The 18,454-nt window shown below is 37.8% G+C and carries 19 protein-coding genes and 1 pseudogene; 9 read left to right on the top strand and 11 right to left on the bottom strand.

The genetic code is table 11. The features are described from left to right. The first annotated feature begins 35 nt into the window (after nucleotides 1–35). Nucleotides 36–503 carry a hypothetical protein gene (locus EGT49_RS10715; RefSeq protein ID WP_135374192.1) on the top strand — a complete coding sequence of 156 codons (468 nt, stop codon included), beginning with the start codon at nucleotides 36–38 and terminating at the stop codon, nucleotides 501–503. A 222-nt stretch (nucleotides 504–725) separates the two neighbouring features. Here EGT49_RS10715 and EGT49_RS10710 read toward each other — a convergent pair whose 3' ends face one another. Continuing rightward, on the bottom strand, nucleotides 726–992 hold the full coding sequence (locus EGT49_RS10710; RefSeq protein ID WP_167849833.1) for a bacteriocin immunity family protein: 267 nt from the start codon (nucleotides 990–992) through the stop codon (nucleotides 726–728). 171 nt (nucleotides 993–1,163) lie between these two features. Here EGT49_RS10710 and EGT49_RS10705 point away from each other — a divergent pair, with 171 nt between their 5' ends. Then, nucleotides 1,164–1,403 carry a hypothetical protein gene (locus EGT49_RS10705; protein WP_135374190.1) on the top strand — a complete coding sequence of 80 codons (240 nt, stop codon included), beginning with the start codon at nucleotides 1,164–1,166 and terminating at the stop codon, nucleotides 1,401–1,403. 30 nt (nucleotides 1,404–1,433) lie between these two features. Here EGT49_RS10705 and EGT49_RS10700 read toward each other — a convergent pair whose 3' ends face one another. Next, nucleotides 1,434–2,063 (bottom strand): CPBP family intramembrane glutamic endopeptidase, encoded by a 630-nt coding sequence (locus EGT49_RS10700; protein ID WP_135374188.1) that lies wholly within the window; start codon nucleotides 2,061–2,063, stop codon nucleotides 1,434–1,436. Between the two features lie 264 nt (nucleotides 2,064–2,327). On the opposite strand from EGT49_RS10700, the gene EGT49_RS10695 reads away from it, so the two are divergent. Together EGT49_RS10695 and EGT49_RS10690 are read left to right on the top strand one after the other, a co-directional pair. Beyond that, complete coding sequence (locus tag EGT49_RS10695) at nucleotides 2,328–2,669, top strand: bacteriocin immunity protein (protein WP_135374186.1); 342 nt, start codon at nucleotides 2,328–2,330, stop codon at nucleotides 2,667–2,669. Nucleotides 2,670–2,960: 291 nt separating this feature from the next. Further along, the gene (locus EGT49_RS10690) at nucleotides 2,961–4,550 is read left to right on the top strand and encodes an ATP-binding cassette domain-containing protein (RefSeq protein WP_135374205.1); all 1,590 of its coding nucleotides are present in this window, start codon (nucleotides 2,961–2,963) and stop codon (nucleotides 4,548–4,550) included. A 64-nt stretch (nucleotides 4,551–4,614) separates the two neighbouring features. Here EGT49_RS10690 and EGT49_RS10685 read toward each other — a convergent pair whose 3' ends face one another. The 3 genes from EGT49_RS10685 to EGT49_RS10675 form a co-directional block, all read right to left on the bottom strand. After that, nucleotides 4,615–5,610, bottom strand: a complete 996-nt coding sequence (locus EGT49_RS10685) for an aldo/keto reductase (RefSeq protein WP_135374184.1) — start codon at nucleotides 5,608–5,610, stop codon at nucleotides 4,615–4,617. A 243-nt stretch (nucleotides 5,611–5,853) separates the two neighbouring features. Next, nucleotides 5,854–7,470, bottom strand: coding sequence for an ABC transporter permease (locus EGT49_RS10680; RefSeq protein WP_135374182.1), 1,617 nt, complete (start codon nucleotides 7,468–7,470; stop codon nucleotides 5,854–5,856). Further along, complete coding sequence (locus EGT49_RS10675) at nucleotides 7,460–8,368, bottom strand: ABC transporter ATP-binding protein (protein WP_135374180.1); 909 nt, start codon at nucleotides 8,366–8,368, stop codon at nucleotides 7,460–7,462. Before EGT49_RS10675 ends, EGT49_RS10680 begins: the two co-directional genes overlap by 11 nt. A gap of 190 nt (nucleotides 8,369–8,558) precedes the next feature. Here EGT49_RS10675 and EGT49_RS10670 point away from each other — a divergent pair, with 190 nt between their 5' ends. After that, nucleotides 8,559–9,149, top strand: a complete 591-nt coding sequence (locus EGT49_RS10670) for a TetR/AcrR family transcriptional regulator (RefSeq protein ID WP_135374178.1) — start codon at nucleotides 8,559–8,561, stop codon at nucleotides 9,147–9,149. Here the strand turns inward: EGT49_RS10670 and EGT49_RS10665 are convergent. After that, the gene (locus tag EGT49_RS10665) at nucleotides 9,120–9,770 is read right to left on the bottom strand and encodes an endonuclease III domain-containing protein (protein WP_135374176.1); all 651 of its coding nucleotides are present in this window, start codon (nucleotides 9,768–9,770) and stop codon (nucleotides 9,120–9,122) included. The two genes, EGT49_RS10670 and EGT49_RS10665, sit on opposite strands and share 30 nt — an antisense overlap. Before the next feature lie 149 nt (nucleotides 9,771–9,919). Here EGT49_RS10665 and EGT49_RS10660 point away from each other — a divergent pair, with 149 nt between their 5' ends. Next, nucleotides 9,920–10,201, top strand: a complete 282-nt coding sequence (locus EGT49_RS10660; RefSeq protein WP_135374175.1) for a hypothetical protein — start codon at nucleotides 9,920–9,922, stop codon at nucleotides 10,199–10,201. Between the two features lie 766 nt (nucleotides 10,202–10,967). Here the strand turns inward: EGT49_RS10660 and pcp are convergent. From pcp to EGT49_RS10645, 3 genes and pseudogenes are all read right to left on the bottom strand, one after another. Then, nucleotides 10,968–11,615 (bottom strand): pyroglutamyl-peptidase I, encoded by a 648-nt coding sequence (gene pcp / locus EGT49_RS10655; protein WP_135374174.1) that lies wholly within the window; start codon nucleotides 11,613–11,615, stop codon nucleotides 10,968–10,970. A 15-nt stretch (nucleotides 11,616–11,630) separates the two neighbouring features. Next, nucleotides 11,631–12,548: a DUF979 domain-containing protein gene (locus tag EGT49_RS10650; protein WP_135374173.1), complete on the bottom strand. Its 918-nt coding sequence runs from the start codon at nucleotides 12,546–12,548 to the stop codon at nucleotides 11,631–11,633. Nucleotides 12,549–12,562: 14 nt separating this feature from the next. Next, nucleotides 12,563–13,220: pseudogene (locus EGT49_RS10645) on the bottom strand (DUF969 domain-containing protein). Nucleotides 13,221–13,398: 178 nt separating this feature from the next. On the opposite strand from EGT49_RS10645, the gene EGT49_RS10640 reads away from it, so the two are divergent. Together EGT49_RS10640 and EGT49_RS10635 are read left to right on the top strand one after the other, a co-directional pair. Continuing rightward, complete coding sequence (locus tag EGT49_RS10640) at nucleotides 13,399–14,154, top strand: IclR family transcriptional regulator (RefSeq protein ID WP_135374172.1); 756 nt, start codon at nucleotides 13,399–13,401, stop codon at nucleotides 14,152–14,154. Between the two features lie 171 nt (nucleotides 14,155–14,325). Next, the gene (locus EGT49_RS10635) at nucleotides 14,326–15,345 is read left to right on the top strand and encodes a sugar kinase (protein WP_135374203.1); all 1,020 of its coding nucleotides are present in this window, start codon (nucleotides 14,326–14,328) and stop codon (nucleotides 15,343–15,345) included. Here the strand turns inward: EGT49_RS10635 and EGT49_RS10630 are convergent. Both EGT49_RS10630 and cls read right to left on the bottom strand, forming a co-directional pair. Then, the gene (locus EGT49_RS10630) at nucleotides 15,342–16,073 is read right to left on the bottom strand and encodes a sulfite exporter TauE/SafE family protein (RefSeq protein ID WP_135374171.1); all 732 of its coding nucleotides are present in this window, start codon (nucleotides 16,071–16,073) and stop codon (nucleotides 15,342–15,344) included. The two genes, EGT49_RS10635 and EGT49_RS10630, sit on opposite strands and share 4 nt — an antisense overlap. 69 nt (nucleotides 16,074–16,142) lie before the next feature. Then, nucleotides 16,143–17,609 carry a cardiolipin synthase gene (cls, locus tag EGT49_RS10625; protein WP_135374168.1) on the bottom strand — a complete coding sequence of 489 codons (1,467 nt, stop codon included), beginning with the start codon at nucleotides 17,607–17,609 and terminating at the stop codon, nucleotides 16,143–16,145. Nucleotides 17,610–18,109: 500 nt separating this feature from the next. Between cls and EGT49_RS10620 the strand changes: the two genes are divergently transcribed. Further along, nucleotides 18,110–18,349, top strand: coding sequence for an AbrB/MazE/SpoVT family DNA-binding domain-containing protein (locus tag EGT49_RS10620; protein WP_135374166.1), 240 nt, complete (start codon nucleotides 18,110–18,112; stop codon nucleotides 18,347–18,349). Nucleotides 18,350–18,454: the final 105 nt, after the last annotated feature.

The raw sequence follows: 18,454 nt of genomic DNA, 5'->3' as shown, positions 1-18,454 counted from the left end.
GAATCAAAATTTTTTAGAAAAGGGATAAAGTCAAAATGAATGTACTTTTAATAATAGTTGATATCATCTTTTTCCTTGGTGCAGCCTTTAATGTTTATTGGCAGTCCCAAATTGAAATCAAGTCGATCTACAAAGTCTCATCATTGATTTTTGCGGCTTTTATTGGGGCATGGTTACTATTTTCACCAACTAATCAATTATCATACATCATCATGGTTGCTTTATTCATGTTACTTAATATTATGAATGGTGTTGGAGGCATTGGTACTAAGAAAATTGTCCTAAACGGATTCTACTCAGGAGTACTGGACTACTCTCAAGTTAGCCATGTAACCTTGATTCCAATTGAGTTGCAAGGCCAAAAACCAAAGGTGGCAGTAATTTTTAATACGAAGAGACCACAACAAGTAGAAATGAATTTCAATGTTTCATATAAAGAGATGCAAAAATTTTTAGATAAAAAATTGTCGAATGAAGTATCAGTTGAAGTTGGACAAATATAGAGAGTGGAACAAGCCCGCTTAGGCTATCTGTCTGAGTCTGGCTTGTGTAACTCGTTTTAATCAGAGAGTGAAACAAGAGCGGTTATCTCGGAGGGAGTTGCTCTTGTGTAACTCGTTTCAACTAAAGAGCAAAATAAAAGTGGTCAACTCTCGAACATAAAGATAAATAGGCTAGGGTAACTTCGATTACCCTGGCCTATTTGTTTTCTACGTCCCAAAAAATTAGTTAATAGAGATATTACCACGCCGCCCATATCCCAAATATAATCTAGATAATTCAGTAAAGAGGGGTACAACGGTTGCGGATAATGAGCCTTTGATAGATAAAAATGATAAGCGTGACTTCAATTGAGCAGCGACTTTTTCATCATCCACATTATTGTTTAATTGGGTTTTGGCATCAGAAAGTATTTTCTTTTCTTCCGCTGATAGTTCTTCGGATTTAATTAATTCGTCCATTTGGGACCAGAGTGATGCTCTTTTGTTCATTTTAGATACCTCCATAAAAATTAGTTACTCATCAATTAAGATATCAAATTATATCATTCAGGATGTTCTTTCCAAAACTAAAGCAATAGTTGATAAAATAAGCTTATAAGTGTAATGAAGAAGGGATATCTATATTTCTAAAATAATTACGGACTGAATGGAGATGCGACTATGATTGATAAGATTAAACAAATTAATATACCAATGAAAGACTGGATTTCAATTAACATCGTGATTTTGGTTGAATTAGTTGCTGAGATGCTCTTCAACTTAATTGACGGTCTACCTATCTTTAATTTAGATTACGTACAATTATTTAAAGTTACCTATGCATGTTTACTAATTGCCCCACTATTACAAGGATTTAGAAAGCGTGTATACCCTAAAGTCAGAAAAATAAAGGATTTATAAAAAGCCATCCAACATTAACGGATGGTTTTTTTACAAGAAAACCATAATCGTGGACATGATATTGAGCAGTTGATGTGAAAGAATGTTGCTATATATATTTTTAGTTTTAACAAAAATGATTGTCAAAATGATGCTTGTGATGAAATAACTAATCGACAGGATAATCCCTTGGCCATGTAAAAAGGAAAAGATGAGGGATGATAAAATAGCGCCGACGTATTGAGAATGGAAAATCTTGCTAGAATACTGAAAAATAATGCCACGGGTAGTCAACTCTTCCAGTATTGGGCCGGTAATATTGATCGTCAACATGGCAACAATCAGAATCCAAGTAGATTTGCTAGTTAGACGAGATATTATCATCGATGAATCTGAAGAACTACTACTTGTCGATTGAGCTAGATAATCAAATAGAATTGAAATAGCTTCACAAATAATAGTTAGTGTGACAGTAAATAAGATAGCTTTTCCATCAAATTTTTTTTGGATCAGCGGTAAATTATGCTTTTTGATTATTCGGAGTAAGGCATACAAAAGTGCGGAAAAGATAATTATCGCCAGAATTAGATTGTTAGGTTTGTAAATCATTGGAAGTGCATTTACTTGAATCAATATTAGTAATGGTAAAAAGATTATTAGTTGCAGTATTTTTTTAATCATTGAATCCCCCCAGTAGTTTCATATTCAGATATAACATATTTAAGAAGTTAAGTATTGGAAATATCCTCAATGCCGCATTTTGGATTCATAAATGAAAGACAATCTCTTCAAGAAAAGTATGACTAGAATTCGAGATATTTTTTATCAGATGTAAACTAAATTCAATTATAGTGAAATTGTAGTAGAAGATACGTAGATATACAATAAAGGGGATATCAATTAAATTTAAGAGCATAGCTATAAAAATATTTGGGGAGTTGTTACATGCTAGACATAGAGAAAACGAAGAAAGTTATTCACGAATTGTATAATTCTTTACATCAACATCCGGATCAATCATCTTATTTACTGAATATAACGGATGTATTAAGTCAGGTTTATTTAAAATTAGATACGGTTAAAAATCCTGAAGCTTGGTTGAGCAGGTTGGTTAATTATATTTACATGGAAGCTTTTAGTAGAGTTCATTTTTCTAGAAAAGAAGATGATCTTTTGATTGAATTGGGAGATCTTTCGAAGAAATCCGGACTCAATGGTAGAAATCGGGCTAGTTTTGACGATAAATCGCAATTTTATGGTTTGTTTGAAAAGATGCCACGTCGTTAATATGTTAGTGAGCGGGACATAACTTGGGTAGTTTTCAGGTATTAAAGTGAATAGATCAAGGTGATTTGAACGATTACCCTGGTCTATTTATTTTATTAATAAATTAAAGCCGTTTTAATAATATGTCTTGAAATCTAATTTTTGGGGGGTAAAATATTTATTAAATCAAACGTATATTTATGCATTGGTATTTGTGTGGGGTATTGATTATTAAATGTTTTTAATGTTTGGTTGCCAATCAAACAAAATATCAGTGTTCGTGATATTTGGAAAAGGGGAATTATGGCAAATATATCTTTACGTTACACCTCCAAGATTAAAGTGATTTTGTATTTTCTACTTTCTATCGTGTACGCTTTAGGAAATGTTGTAATAGCTTATGTCACCAAAATAATGTTGAATATGGCACAATTTCGTCAAGGAAGCATTAATAAACTGATTGTGGTCGGTCTTGTTGGTATGTTGGCAATTGCAGTAATTATGTTAGCAAATTTTATTTATCGATATTTGAAATGCGATATTATCAAGGATATCAACGTTCATATTAAGGCGAAGACGATGGCTTACTTGATTGAGAAACAAGACGATTCTCAAAAAGATGGATTGAGTTTGATGACTAATGACGTCAAGCAAATCGAGACTTTGAAAATCACTAATGAATTGATGATCATCACGGAAGCTATCTCGTTTGTCGTCGCAATTGTGGTCGGGTTGCTTAATTCTTGGTTGTTGACCTTGCTGTTTATTGTAACCACGATTGTACCTGGAATTGTTCAGAAATTCTTCACGAAAAAAATCCAAACTAAGTCGGCAATTTGGGAAAAAGCGAATGCTAATTACACTCAAAAAGTCAGTGATGGCTTGGATGGAGCTGCTACGGCAGATTTGTACGATGTACAAGTTCCTATCGTTGGTCGAGTTATTGTTGGGGCTAAGCGAATGGAAGACGCTCTGAAAAGTTTGAATTTCACGCAAGCAGTTGCCGGCGAAATTATTTTGGCAGTAGCGGAAATTTTTAGTTTCATCCTCCCATTTTTTGTGGGAGCGATTCTTATGTATCAAGGCCAGATTGGAGCTGGTACCTTAGTCATGATCGTGCAATTATCGAATGATTTCGTTAATCCAATTATCAATATTTTCCAACAGGTCAATGCTATTCAGTCGACCAAACCAATGTGGGATAAAGTTGATCAAGCTTTGAAATTTAGTGAAGTGCAACCTAAGGCCGCTACCAGCAGTGATTTTTCGGGGTTAAATGTAGATGATCTAACTTATCAGGTGAAAGATAAGACGTTGTTTTCTGATTTGGATTTTTCACTGAAACCTAATGAAAAAGTCTTGTTGATGGCACCTAGTGGTTGGGGAAAGACGACTTTATTGAAGTTGTTTTTAGGAAAGTTACAACCGAATAATGGTCAAATTTACATTAATCAAAATAGCGTGACAGGTGATTGGCAAGCAGCTCATGATAACTTTAGCTATGTGAACCAAAAGCCCTTCATTTTTGATGATACTTTGAAGTTTAATATCACTTTAGGTAGAAAAGCTGATGTTGCTACGTTAGACGAATTGGCTCAAAAGGCTGGTTTATCTGAATTGGTAGAAGAAAAAGGCTGGGACTATCAAGTTGGTGAAAAGGGCGCCAACCTTTCTGGTGGTCAGATTCAAAGGGTTGAAATTGCTCGGGCACTGTTATCCAAACGACCAATTTTGTTGGCTGATGAAGCGACGAGTGCTTTGGATTCTAAATTGTCATTAGAGATTCACAATACAATTTTGAAGAATCCACAAATTGCGGTCGTCGAAGTAGCGCATAAGATTTCTGATCAAGAAAAAGCTTTGTTTGATCGAATCGTTGAATTGGATGCGGTTAGTGATTGATGTTGTTTTCTATGCAAAAAAGAGGTTGTACTAGTGATACTTTCATTAGTACAGCCTCTTTTTGTCATTTGATCAGTTTTTGGATGGCAGCAACTTCATCAGCGCTGAAGTCGAGATTATCTAGGGCTTTGAGGTTATCCTCTAGGTGATCAACGTTAGTAGTTCCGATGATGACGCTGGCGACAACGGGATCTCTTAGTAACCAAGCTAGTGCCAATTGACTGAGGGTTTGGTTACGGTTTTTAGCGATTTCGTTGAGGTCATTTAATTTCTTGACTAAAGCATCTTTGCCGTCAGCGAATAGGTCTTCGTTAGTTGGATGGATTTTGAAACTTTCAGGGATGCCGTTGAGATAGCGGTCGGATAATAAACCTTCGGCTAATGGACCATAAGCGATAGCTCCAGCACCACCGTCTTTTAAGACGTCGAGTAGTCCACTATCTTCAACGTGATCGTTTAATAGGTTCATGCTCATTTGATCCAAGACAAATGGGGTACCTAATTGTTTAAATAATTTGATAGCTTGTTTCATTTGCGTGATTTCAAAATTTGAAACACCAACGTATAAAGCTTTCCCAGATTTAACGATGTCGTCTAAGGCGCGAACGGTTTCTTCAATTGGAGTTTTATCGTCATAACGGTGAGCGTAGAAAATATCAACGTAATCCAGTTGCAACCGCTTGAGTGAAGAGTCGATGTCTTGCAACAAGGACTTTCTGGATGTACCGATACCGTAAGGACCATCGTGGATTTCATAACCAGCTTTGGTTGAAATAACTAATTCGTCACGATATGGTTTCAAGTCAGTGCTCAAAATTTGTCCTAGCAAAGTTTCGGAGCTGCCTAAGCCATCTTTGGTGCCATCTCCATAGTGATTGGCAACATCGAAGTGGAAAACACCTTTGTCAAAGGCATGTAAAATGACTTGCTTTCTTTCGCTCAATGGATCGGCACAACTGAAATGATGCCAGAGTCCAAGTGAGATTGGTGGCAACATTAACCCTGTTTGCCCCGCGTGACGTACGTTTCCTTGGTAACGATTATCTGAAGCTTTATACATAAAATCATCCTTTCGAAAAAACTTGTTAGCTCAATCATATGTCACTGCAAACGTTTACGCAAACTTTGGGTTATATGGGAAGCGAATATCTATTTGAATTAATTAATGAAAATTTTGTTTATCGGAAATTATCATTGAAATCTAAAAAATCTTAAGCATAATTTGTAAAATCGAAAATTATACTTAATCGATAATAAAATTAAGTATAATTTCGACATCTTGGATATTGTACTTAAAAAATTGTTAATTGATTACCAAGTCACGTCGACGATAACCGACATAACCAATTACAATTAAGATCAATGCTAGGGCTAGTTGGAACCAGAAGGTTGTTGGATTAAAATCTTTCACGGGAACTTTGGCAAGATAGCCGAAGGGGGTTAATTTCTCAGTCCAGTCGGGTAGTTTTAACAGCTTACCGAAGTATTGAATGAAGAAACTGATGATCAAGTAACCGAAATTCAGACTGATCAATTTTGGTAGCCAGCCGACTAAGCAGGCAGAGATGCCCAGAAAAATCATGGTGGCGGGCCAGTATCCTAATAGATTGCGTTGGAAAATTTCTAGGGGTAGATTTTGTTTCATAACGGCGTTACCACCGAGATACAGTCCGAGGTTTCCAGCAAAAAGGATGATTGTTACCGTTATAACGGATATAAAAATCATTGAACCGTATAGTTTCAAACGACTAGTTGGGGTAGCGTGAATGATTTCTAGGTATCCTTTGTCTTCTCCTTTTTTCAAATAATTGATTAGAGATATTCCTGGTATCAAAGCTAAAACCGCAAAGACAATCATTAACATGCCGATAAATTGTTTTACTATCAAGAGGTTGGCGTTATCGATGGCGCTTGTGCTGAGTAATTGCTTGAACATTGGATTGGTTTTGACGATGTCACCAATTGTGTTAAAAATTGAACCGTAAGTCATCCCTAAAATTAAAATTCCGAAGAACCAGACTAGGATGCTGACACGATTGAGACGCCAAAAAAGAGTCAACGGATCGTGTAACAAAGGACTGGCAGAAGCTCTACCCGGTTTGGTAGCAATCAGACCGGAGCCAAGATCACGATGCGAGTTTAAGTAAAAAGCTATTAGAACTAGGATTACTGATAATATCAACATTAAGATGACTGGTAGCCAGTTATTTTGTTGATAAGTTGAAAGCTTTTCTACCCAACCTAGAGGGACAAACCAAGTGTAGTGGGAATCGGTGACGTCGGTGATCATTCGAGCAATGTACATGATTCCAAATACCAAATAAGCTAAAGTTGTGGCACTGCGCGTGTTATCACTGAGTTGCGATACTACAGCCGCAATGCTGGCAAACATGAAGCCACAACTAGCCAAACCAAATCCAAGTAAGAAATTGCCGTTGAGATCTGTACCTGAAAGATTGGCAAATTGTAAACCAAGGGCATAGATCAAGCCGATCCCAAAATTTAAGATGAAACTTTCAATGATAGTTGCGCTCAGATTGGCTAAACGTCCAACAGAATGGGCTTGAATCATTTCTAAAATGCCAGATTCTTCTTCGCCACGAGTATTACGGATCACGAAATAGTAATTCATGATACAGGAGATGATAGCCATAAAGACTGTCATTTCAGCCGCAAAGACGTCAGCACTAGTAAAAACATCTTTAGGCATCTTCCCAAAGAGTGACACCATTGCTGGAGTTTTGAGTGTCTTAATTATTTCATCGATAGCTTGTTGATTGCCGTATAGACTCGTGAATTTGCTAGCAACACCGACGAAAAGTGAGATTAAAACTACCGCCCAGACTAATAGTTTGAGGCGGTCTTTTTTTAGAGTAAACCGAGTCAAAAAGCCGGTCATTTGAAATTGGTTATTGTTCATTCGTCTGTACCTCAGAATCGTAATAGCGTAGGAATAAGTCCTCCAAAGTTGGTGGAGTGGCCTGCAGAGAAAGAATCTGTTTCTTAGACAAGTATTCCATCAGACTGTCGAGATGTTCAGAATCAACCGCTAAAGTCATTGAGCCATTTTGATTGACTTCGACATTGTGAACACCGACTAAGGCTGCTATTTCAGGCGTTGGCTCCACCGTTTGGACTTTGACGACCGTTCTAGTTAGGTGACGCATCTCTTGCAAAGTGCCAGTTTCAACAATTTTTCCTTGGCGGATGATACCGATCCGGTCACACATTTTTTCAACCTCTGACAAAATATGACTGGAGAGCAAAACTGCCTTGCCAGCGGCTTTTAACTTGAGAACTTCTTGTTGGAAAATTTCCTCGTTCAATGGATCAAGCCCACTAGTCGGTTCGTCGAAAATGTAAAAGTCAGCTTCGGTAGAAAATGCCGCAATCAAAGCTACTTTTTGACGATTTCCTTTTGAATAAGTCCGGGCTTTTTTGGTTGGGTCGAGTTGAAAAGCTTTGATCAATTGGTCAGTTTTTTCAGTGTGCTTGTTGTGAGCTAATTTTAAAAAGAGGTCGATGATTTCGCCACCACTGAGATTGGGCCACAGATAGACGTCGCCAGGTACGTAAGCTAGTCGTGAATGAATCGCCACCGCATCTTTAAAAACGTCTTTGCCAAAAATTGTTGCTTGACCACCACTGGCCTTTAAGATGCCTAATAAAGTTCGAATCGTAGTCGATTTACCAGCTCCATTAGGTCCGATGAAACCGAAGACTTCGCCGGGATAAATATCAAAAGTGATATCTTTTAAAGCTTGAAACTTACCAAAATTCTTTTGAAGATGATTGATGTGTAATGTAGGTGTTGTCATAAAAATGCCCCCTAAACTGAAATATTTATCTTGAATAGTTCATTATTTACCGAGTATATTAGAGCTAGGAATTGGTCTTGTCAATCAAAGGAAAACTGCGAAATGAACTATTCCCAAGGGCTTTTTAGCAGTTGTTGAAAGAGTGGGCAAAAAACTGAAATATTTATAAAAAATATTTTTGGAGGATTTTATGATAAACAATCTACAACGTAAAAAAGCTAAGCAAAAAACGATTCTAAACGCCGCTACGAAGTTATTTTTTGTGAATGGATACAAAAAAACTTCCATTGCACAAATTGCAAAGGAAGCGAACAGTTCACAAGTTACCTTGTATAAATACTATGCCAGTAAAGTTGAATTGGCCCGAGCGGTAGTCGTGAAATTGATTGTTGAAGGGTATGGCCAGTACGATAAATTGCTGGATGACCCTGATAAAACTTTCGTCGAAAAAATGCAGGCGATGATGCAAACTGGCAGTTCCGAAGCATCGCAGATCAGTGACAATTTCGTCAGTTTCATGTTGAAAGAATTCCGTGGAGCTAATGGTTCAAGAACTGTTTTGAAAGTCTATAACGACTATAAAATTAATTTTTGGAATAAGTTATTTGACCAAGGCCGCCAAGAGGGCAAAGTGAATCCACAAATTTCTAATGAAGCAGCGCTAATTTTCTTAGACATGTACGTCAGTTATGCCCTAAATCCTAATTATGACGCTGTCGAATTCAATCACCACGCAGATGAATTGATCCACTTATTTTACTATGGCATCATGGGACGCTAGAAAAGGTAGGTGTAATTGGTATTCTGCCAAGTAATCACGCTTATTTTTTCCCAATTGGTCGATCAACGCGTGCAACTCCTCAGCTTGTTTAGAAGTGAAGTCAAAATCCACTTCGACAGCTTTTTTGAGCTGCATATAAGTTGGTCTCTTAGTGAAAGTGTCTAGATTTTGAAACATTCTCATGGCATAGTTATCGGCGACAAAAGTGGCCCGGTGAAAGTAGTACAACAACAATACGTCGGCAGTTTCGTTACCAACACCTTTGAGACTCAAGAGTTTCTTACGTAATTTGGTCGTGGAAAGTGTTTCCCAAGTTGGGAATTGGTCACGATAGGCAGTCAAAAGCGACTGCAAAAAGAGTGCCTTATTATGGAAGAAACCGCTAGGCTGAATCAATTTTTGAAGTTGCTCGGTTGAAATCTTCAGCATTTTATTAACCTCAAAATTAGTTGCTTCTTTGAGATTGGCAAGTGACTTATCGACATTTTTCCAGTTAGTATTTTGGATCAAGATCATCCCCGTCAACATTTCCTCAGTATTTTCAGCCGGCCACCAATTTTGTTCACCGAGTTTGTGATGTAAGATTTCGTACAAATCATAGATAGTAATTTCTTTAGTCAAAGTGTTTTCCCCCTAAAGCTAATTATCCAATACATTGCCGGAAATGTCTGGTCGGACCGTCTGGATACGTTTTCAAGGACAAAATGATTATTTCAGAAAATTAATTATGTTATTATAATTATCGCTGAATTAATTATGGGGGTGTAATTATGTTAGGGGTATTTTTTGTAATTGGTTCAATTGCCTCCTTGATTCTTGAGAAATATGTTTTAGCAAACAATTCGCATGCATGGCTAGGGGCCATCATTCCGATCGGTTCAATCGTGTTTATAATCGGTCTGATGATGAGAAATTCGATGCCATTTAATGCAGTAAATATTTTACTAGCGGTCATCTACGTATCGCTGAGTTTCATTTTCTGGGGACAAGGAAACGATTTGTATCATCAAAGAGTCGTTAAAAGTGTTTATGAATCGGATAACGGTGTCTAAGTATGCCGTCTTCCGCAACAACTCGGGGAAATGCTGGAACGCTCTGGGCACAACTTGGAGCCAATTCCAAAAGCGGGAATTGTCTTCAAGATTGGCCTTATTCTAAGCAATAAATTGCTAAGAATAATTTCAGGGCTGAGCATTTCCCCGAGCTGTTGCTCCAGACTGAATAGTGCTTCTTTGATTTAGTATTTTCTAATGCTTTTTGAGATAGTAGTTCTATTCAATATGGATTTATGATGATATAAAATAGAAGAATAGTATCTTTGCAAAGATTGTATTAGTTGGAATTTCATTCTGATAATACAATTTTTTGTTGTTATGAGTTTTCTATTTCTTGGTTATAAAGGAAATGAAAGATCCAGAATTTGCTAGAGGTTATCCAGAAGAGTATGCAAAGCTCACATGTGAATTGACAAAATATAAAGCGAACGAACAACACAAATAATTTAAGATTTATAAACAAAAAATACAGCACCTATTCTGAAAGTAAAACTTGAGAATAGAAGCTGTATTTTTGTTTTTTAATTATTAAAGGAAAATCCGAATAGAATCAATATTCCTAAATCATTAGAAAGTAATAAACCATAGAAAAGTTATTCAGTCTGGAGCACAATCCCTGTGATGGCTCAGCCGCCAAATTCTTGTTAGTGCTTTAGCACTTACAAGAAGGCCAAGCTTTGAGATTTTGCGCATTTTGCAAAAGCTCAAAGTTGTGCCGGCCGCGTTCCAGTCCATCACAGGGATTGTGCGGAGGACGGCATACTTAATGCAAACTGCCACCGACTACTTCGATGTCGCCTTTGCCGTCACGTTCGACAATTGCTTCGATTGCAGCAGTGATTCCTTTGACGTCGTCATCAAGAGAAAGGCTTGGTGTGTCAGGACGGTCTACCACTTGGTTAGGTAAGAATGGAATGTGCATGAAGCCAGCTTTTAAATCATGGAATTCTTTGTCGATCATGTATTGAACTTGGTACATGATGTGGTTGCAGACATAAGTTCCGGCTGTTGTTGAAACTGAACTTGGAAGGCCGGCTGCAATGATAGCTGAAGCCATAGCTTTGACTGGTAATTGTGTGAAGTAGGCGTTTTGACCGTCTTCATGGATTGGTTGGTTTCTTGGTTGGTAACCAGCGTTATCCTTGATTCTTCCATCGTCAAAGTTGATAGCAACACGTTCTGGGGTTAAAGCAAAACGTCCGCCGGCTTGACCGATGTCTAAAACATAATCGGGTTTGTTGTCTAAGATAGCTTGATGAACTACTTCAGCACATTTATTGAAGATAGTGGGAATCTCTACTTTAATAATTTCAGCACCAGCGATGTTTTCGGGTAATTTCTTAACTGCCTCGATGGCTGGATTAATTTTGTCAGTCCCAAAGGGATCAAAACCTGTTACAAGAATTTTCATAAAAATATTTCCTCCTTAAAATGCTAAAAAGTACATTAATGCAATTTGAATCACGAGTAATACTAAAGCGACTGGATATTGTTGCTTGATAACACCTAGGTTGTCTTTCATTTCGAGCAGCGCTACGGGTAGGGAGTTGAAATTGGCGGCCATTGGTGTCATCAAAGTTCCACAATATCCAGCAGTCATTCCGATTGCAGCAACGACAGCTGGATTAGCCCCTTGAGCTACGACGAAGGGAATTCCGATTCCGGCTGTGATAACTGCAAAGGCGGCAAAGGCATTTCCCATGATCATTGTGAAGATTGCCATGGCTACACAATATAAAACGACTCCGAGTAAGTGGTCACCAGCTGGGAAAATTCCGGAGATGGCTTTTGAAGTGACATCCCCAACACCGGAAGCCGTAAAGATAACACCTAATGTGGCTAGAAGTTGTGGCAAAATACCAGCAGTTCCGACTGAACGAACCATTCTTTCACTATCGTGGTAAGTTGTTTTACCATCGGCTTTAGAAAGAACCATGGCGGTAATCAAAGCAATTACTGAGGCAATTCCGATTCCGACTTGACCGCCGAGTTTGGTGAATTGACTGATCAGAATTGACAGAATAGCTAATACAATCGAAGGAAAGAAGAGCCAAGCTCCTAAACGTTTAGCAGATTTTTCGGCTAATTCCTTATTAACTTCTTTGATTTTGCCAACTTTAATTTGTTTGAGTAACGACAGAATACCTACTAAAACTAAAAGGATTCCGATAACAAAGTTTGGTAAGTACTTACCAATAGCGAAGATAACACCCATGATGAGCCAGAAAAGACCGGTTCCGATGCGGGCTGAATTTTCTTTATCGCGAAAAGATTCGATGCTGGCAAAAAACATGATCAAACCGATTAAAACGTAAAAAATTTCTAGAATATTGTTTACACTCATATTTTTACCTCATCTTATTCGTTGAATTGTTTATCAAAACGTCTGTTGTAAATAGCGGTTATGACAAACGTTATTACTGCCATAGGAATTGAATAAAGAACAATGTTACCAGGTGTAGCCGAGTAACCAAGCGACTTCATGGTACTAGACATCAACAAGACACCACTAGAAGCGATGAACAAGTTTTGCGAGAAGAAGTTACCGAAGTTATCAGTTGCGGCAGCGCGTCCTTTGATCAAATCAACTTGTTTAGCGGTCAAAGGCTTTTTGATACTAGCAGCAGCTTGAGCCCATAGGATTAATTAGTGGTCGGATAAATTGAACTTGACCTTGCAAAGCAATCCCTAGAGCATCAGTAATTTCTCGAATGGCCAGATACATGTTAAATATTTTTCCGGCCGACAAGTTTTTGATCTTACTAATACCATTGACAGCGGCTTGTTTTAAACCGTGACTTTCAACGACACCAATCATTGGTAAGGTTAAAAAGAATAGGGAGACCATACGGTTGTCCATGAATCCTTTACCTAAAAGCGTCAAAACATGCGTCAAAGACATACCAGAAACTAGACCAGTTGCCAAAGCAGCGGCGATTACGACTGCAATAGTATCTAATTTGAAGGCAAATCCGAGAATAATTATAACAATTCCAATTAATTTCAAATATTCCATTATTAATCCCCCAATTATTAAATTTATTCATCATTGTAACATTGTTTTCTAATGAAAATAGTCTACAAATGAAAATTATTAAAGTAAATTTAATTTGAAATCAGGATGACAAGGTTTTCAAAATAGCATATAATTTCTATATAGTAAACCTAAGTTCCATTTTGAAAGGGGTAGCAACATGGCTGAGAAAAAAGCGTACGGAACAGTCTTGATCAAGGCTAAAGCCATCTTGGATTATATGATGTCCCAAGATACCGGCTTAACACTCAAAGAAATTAGTGAAGGCATTCAAGCACCAAAATCGACAACACTGAAGATTTTAACTACTATGGGTGAGCAAAATATCATCTGGAGAAATGATGACACTAAGCAGTACTTCTTTGGTACCGAACTGATCGGATATGGACAACGGGCACTGGCCGACTTTGATATCAGTCGAATCGCCTTACCATTCTTGAAGAAGTTGCGTGATAAGACCGAAGAAACTGTCCATTTAGGAATTGAACAGAATAATAAAGTCGTTTATTTGCAAAAATTAGAGAGTCCACAAAGTATTAATTTGAAATCACGCATTGGAGGTAAACTGAACCTTTATAGTTCCGCCATGGGTAAGGCAATTTTAGCTTCGAAAACTCCTGAAGAGTTAGATGAATATTTCTCTAAGGAAACCTTAAAACCAGTGACAGATTATACGATCATTAGTATTTCTGAATTGAACAAGCAGATTGCGGCCGTAAAAGAAAATGGCTATTCAATCGATGATAAGGAAAATCAACCAGAAGTCGTCTGTGTTGGAGCAGTCTTGCAAAAGAATGGTCAAGTTTATGGAGCCTTCAGTGTCAGTACACCAGATTATCGTCTCGGAGACCACCGTCGTGATCAAATTATTCAATATGTTTTAGAGACGAAAAAGGAAATTGAACAGGCACTATAAACTATTTGATAAAACGTTTTCAAAGGATTATATTATAAGTATAATTTCTAATAAATAAAAAGTGTTTCTTAATAAGAAAAAAGAAAAAATTCTGAGTAAGAATTTTTTCTTTTGGTTTATTTTTTATATAAACTTAGTTTCTTATTGGGAAATTTAATCATGGAGGTAATTATAATGAAAGTTCTAACCTTTGGAGAAATGATGTTACGTTTAAAGCCAAGTGAAAGCAAACGTATTTTACAATCAGATTCCTTTGAAGCAAATTATGGTGGCTCAGAAGCTAACGTGGCAGTTTCTTTAGCCTTACAAGGAGACGATGCAAGTTATGTCAGCAAGTTGCCAGCTAATCTACTCGGTGATGCGGCCTTAGGAACTTTGAACCGTTACGGTGTAAATACAGGCAAGATTTTACGTGGTGGACCAAGACTAGGCATTTATTTCTTTGAAAAAGGTGCTAGCATTCGCGGAACAAATGTCGTTTATGATCGAGCTGGTAGTTCATTTGCGGAAGCTAAGAGTGATGAATTTAACTGGTCAGAGCTTTTAAAAGATGTTGATTATTTCCACTTCTCTGGAATCACGGCCGCTTTGTCAAAAGAAATGCAAGAAACACTCTTGTCAGCTGTGAAGTATTGCCAAGAAAATAACATTACAGTTGTTTTTGACACAAACTATCGAGGTAAGATGTGGACTCCAGAAGAAGCTCAAGCATTCTCGAAAAAAGTTATGCCATACGTCAATGTCGTTTTAGCTAATGATGAAGATTTTGAAGCTAGTTTGAACATCAAAGCCTTTGATGGCGATATGAAACACGGAATTGACCAAGTTGAGAGCTTCAAAGCTGGGATGAGAGAAGTTACGAAGCAATATCCTAACTGCCACACCGTAGCCAGCATTTTGCGCAATATCCAATCAGTCGAGGATTCACAATGGACGGCGTTGGTTTTGCGTGATGGGATATTTGCCCAGAGCCCAGTTTACAAGATGCACGTCTATGAAGGTGTCGCAAGTGGGGATGCCTTTGGTGCCGGCTTGATTCATGGTTTCTTACACGATTACGACCTTCAAACACAAGTTAACTATGCCATGGCAGCCAGCGTTTTGAAGTTGACGATTGCCGGTGACTTGAACCTTGTTAACGAAAGCGAGATCAAGAGTGTGATGCAAGGTGCCGATGCGATGAGTCGCTAGTTCTTCAGTAACAAAATTAATCCGAAAATGATTAGAATAGCAAACACGTATTTTGTAAAGTGCTGACTGTCGATTTTGGAGCTGATCCAATTGCCGAAGGGAACGACGATGAACAATAGAGGAATGATGATGGCCAGTAGTTTGACCACTTCTAAACTCCACATGCCGGACCCCAACTGGCTCAAGACGACTAAGCTACCAACGACGACGAAATGTCCTTGCAAGATACCGAGTAATTTATCAGGATCCCATTTTTTAGCCGTTCCATAAATAACGATGGGAACACCGTGACTGTTAAAAGATGCGCCTAAGATTCCAGAGACAATTCCGGCTAGATAATCGTATTTGTCACTGATTTTTAAACTAGTTTTACGGGGATGTTTCAAGGCATAGAGGTTGTAAGAGCCGTAAACGATGATGAAAAGTCCTAAAACTTTCATAATGATAATTGGTGAACCTAATTTGATAATCAAAATGCCAACTGGAATCCCCAAAATTGAACCGATGATCAGTCGTTTAAGCGTCGACCAATCGATGTGTTGATGGTATTTGATAGCAACTGGAATGGCGACTAACAAACCTAAAGCTCCGATTAAAGCAGTCGAAGTTTGGAGGTTAAAAGAAATTAAAGCTAACAGTGGCATGGTAACTAGTGCTTCCCCAAAACCAAAAACTGTTCGCATTAAAGCACCAAATAAAGCGATTAAAACTACTAATATATATGTCATTTGATATGTACACTCCAATAAAAGAGGGCCAAGTATTGATTTACTTGGTCCTCTTTAATATTTTTTCTATTAAAGTATGGGTGATAGTAAACGTGAGAAACGTTGCTTGAAGTGAAGCCACATACCTTGTTCTTTGATGATTTCTGGTGTTAGAAGCAGTGAATCTTTCATATCCGCTTCAAACGAACGGGCAATTTGGTGGGAAACCTTTGCGTCGTAAATAAAGGCGTTAGCTTCAAAATTTAATGAATAACTTCGGAAGTCGTGATTCATTGAACCGACTGAACAAATTTTGCCATCAAAGACCGAAGTCTTAGCGTGCAAAAATCCTTTTTGATAACTGTAAATCTTGATGCCATAAGTCGTCAAAAGGTTGGCATAGTATTGAGTTGCTCGGTAAATGAAGGGATGATCAGGCATACAAGGAATCATGATCCTGACATTGACCCCAGAACGAGCAGCAATCGTTAAAGCCGTGAACATCGCATCATCAGGTACGAGGTAAGGTGATTGGATCCAGACACTCTTTTTGGCACTGACGATCATATCAATGAAGCCATCCTTGAGAATTTCGTCTCGTGAATCGGGACCGTCAGAAATGATTTGAATCGGCAGATTGGCATCGGTATTGAATTTGTCAGATGGGAAGTATTTTTCCAAGAATGCCAAAGGTTCAGCTTTGTTATCTAGTGAAGCATTCCAGTCACGGAAAAATCTTTCTTGTAAAAGTAAAACAGCCGCGCCGAAAATTCGTGAATGGGTGTCACGCCAGTAGCCAAACTTTTCAGTTGTATTAACGTATTGGTCGCCGACATTGAAACCACCGATCCAACCAGTAGTACCATCAACGACAACGATTTTTCGATGCAAGTGATAGTTCAAACGAGTTTTGGCAATCACATTTTTGGAAGTGATAAAAGGCAAGACTTCACCACCAGCAGCCTGGAAGGTTTTAAAGTATTTTGGCGTTGTACCACCAGAACCCCATGGGTCATAAAGGATTCTGACTTCTAAGCCTTCCTTAGCTTTTTGCGTTAAAAGTTCCAAGAATTGGTCACCAATCTTACTTTTAATGAAAGCATAATATTCAACGTGAACTGTTTCTTTAGCTTGTCTAATGTCTTCAAACATGTCTTTGAATTTCTCTTGTCCATCAAAGTACAGTTTGATCTCGTTATGGCGCGTTAAAGGAGCTTCCTCAGTTTCGTTGAAGAATCTAATAATATGGTCCGCATAACGGGTCTCATCGTAACGTGAGGCGTTTTGCGGGCGCTTTTGAGCAGCTATGGCCATTCTTTTCAGTTGGCTCAAACTATAATGCTCTTGTTTGTTGATATTGAAAATTTTCTCTTGAGCAATTCCACGTCCCAAGAATGCGTAAATCAGGAAACCTATAATTGGTAGTAGAACGAGGACTAAAATCCATGCCCAGGTAGTAACAATATTACGAGGTCTGTGGAAAACAGTGATAAGAGCCGAAATAGTATTGACGGTTAAGATTATGAGAATTAGCCAGATGATCCAAGTATCAATCATAAAATAAATTCCCCTCTATTATTCATATGTAAAAGTGTACTTCAAAATACTGATAAAATCTAATTTTTAGATGGAATATTTTGGTGGAATATTTTGATAGAAATGGTTGTTTTTTGGTGTTAGTGGGGGATGCCGCTCCTCCGCAACAAAGCTGATTGGGCTGGAACGATGTGGGCCGACTTTGAACTACCGCAAAGTTCGCGGCATTTCAAAGCTCGACCTTATTCTAAGCAATGAATTGCTAAGAATAATTTCACATCTGAGCCCATCAGCTTTGTTGCTCCGGTGCTAGTTAACGGATCTATGGTTTGGACGTGTTCTGTTCTTTTAGGAATAGTTATTCTATTGGAATTAACCTATGTTCTAATTTTTATGGAAATATATTTGTGATTTGGTGTCACTCCACTGGGGATAACAATTCTGAAGAATAGGATTTTAAAAAATTGAATTATAATCTAGTTCTATATATATTAAAGATACAAAGGACTGGGGAGATGGACATGAAAATTAATGAAGTAAAGGTTAGAAGAATTGGTAATTCTAAAGTGTTTACTATTCCAAAGTCAATTCATATAACAACTGATGATTATGTTGTATTTCAAGGTAGGCATGGTGATATAGTTTACGCTCCTAAGCGTAAGAATGTGTTTGATGATGAGGGATTTATAAAGGCTCATGATTGGAGTCAAAGGGAAGAATTTTCGGATACTCTTAAGGGATTAGAAGGGCGAATTTTATAATCAAGTTAGCCACCTTAAGAAAAACTAAATAAAAAAACACCAAGACGTAAAAATCAGTTATCATTGGAGTTCCGACACTAACAATGAAAGAGGTTTTTCGTCTTG

The sequence above is a fragment of the Companilactobacillus suantsaicola genome (genome assembly GCF_004745525.1).
In the GTDB taxonomy this organism is placed as follows: domain Bacteria; phylum Bacillota; class Bacilli; order Lactobacillales; family Lactobacillaceae; genus Companilactobacillus; species Companilactobacillus suantsaicola.
The sequence above is the reverse complement of the archived record's forward strand: the minus strand, read 5'-3'. Positions and strand labels throughout refer to the sequence as shown.

Bases quoted from the DNA above. Each gene is read 5' to 3' on its own strand.
- EGT49_RS10715 (WP_135374192.1), top strand. From the start codon at position 36: ATGAATGTACTTTTAATAATAGTTGATATCATCTTTTTCCTTGGTGCA.
- EGT49_RS10710 (WP_167849833.1), bottom strand. From the start codon at position 992: ATGAACAAAAGAGCATCACTCTGGTCCCAAATGGACGAATTAATTAAA.
- EGT49_RS10705 (WP_135374190.1), top strand. From the start codon at position 1,164: ATGATTGATAAGATTAAACAAATTAATATACCAATGAAAGACTGGATT.
- EGT49_RS10700 (WP_135374188.1), bottom strand. From the start codon at position 2,063: ATGATTAAAAAAATACTGCAACTAATAATCTTTTTACCATTACTAATA.
- EGT49_RS10695 (WP_135374186.1), top strand. From the start codon at position 2,328: ATGCTAGACATAGAGAAAACGAAGAAAGTTATTCACGAATTGTATAAT.
- EGT49_RS10685 (WP_135374184.1), bottom strand. From the start codon at position 5,610: ATGTATAAAGCTTCAGATAATCGTTACCAAGGAAACGTACGTCACGCG.
- EGT49_RS10680 (WP_135374182.1), bottom strand. From the start codon at position 7,470: ATGAACAATAACCAATTTCAAATGACCGGCTTTTTGACTCGGTTTACT.
- EGT49_RS10675 (WP_135374180.1), bottom strand. From the start codon at position 8,368: ATGACAACACCTACATTACACATCAATCATCTTCAAAAGAATTTTGGT.
- EGT49_RS10670 (WP_135374178.1), top strand. From the start codon at position 8,559: ATGATAAACAATCTACAACGTAAAAAAGCTAAGCAAAAAACGATTCTA.
- EGT49_RS10660 (WP_135374175.1), top strand. From the start codon at position 9,920: ATGTTAGGGGTATTTTTTGTAATTGGTTCAATTGCCTCCTTGATTCTT.
- pcp (WP_135374174.1), bottom strand. From the start codon at position 11,615: ATGAAAATTCTTGTAACAGGTTTTGATCCCTTTGGGACTGACAAAATT.
- EGT49_RS10650 (WP_135374173.1), bottom strand. From the start codon at position 12,548: ATGAGTGTAAACAATATTCTAGAAATTTTTTACGTTTTAATCGGTTTG.
- EGT49_RS10640 (WP_135374172.1), top strand. From the start codon at position 13,399: ATGGCTGAGAAAAAAGCGTACGGAACAGTCTTGATCAAGGCTAAAGCC.
- EGT49_RS10630 (WP_135374171.1), bottom strand. From the start codon at position 16,073: ATGACATATATATTAGTAGTTTTAATCGCTTTATTTGGTGCTTTAATG.
- cls (WP_135374168.1), bottom strand. From the start codon at position 17,609: ATGATTGATACTTGGATCATCTGGCTAATTCTCATAATCTTAACCGTC.
- EGT49_RS10620 (WP_135374166.1), top strand. From the start codon at position 18,110: ATGAAAATTAATGAAGTAAAGGTTAGAAGAATTGGTAATTCTAAAGTG.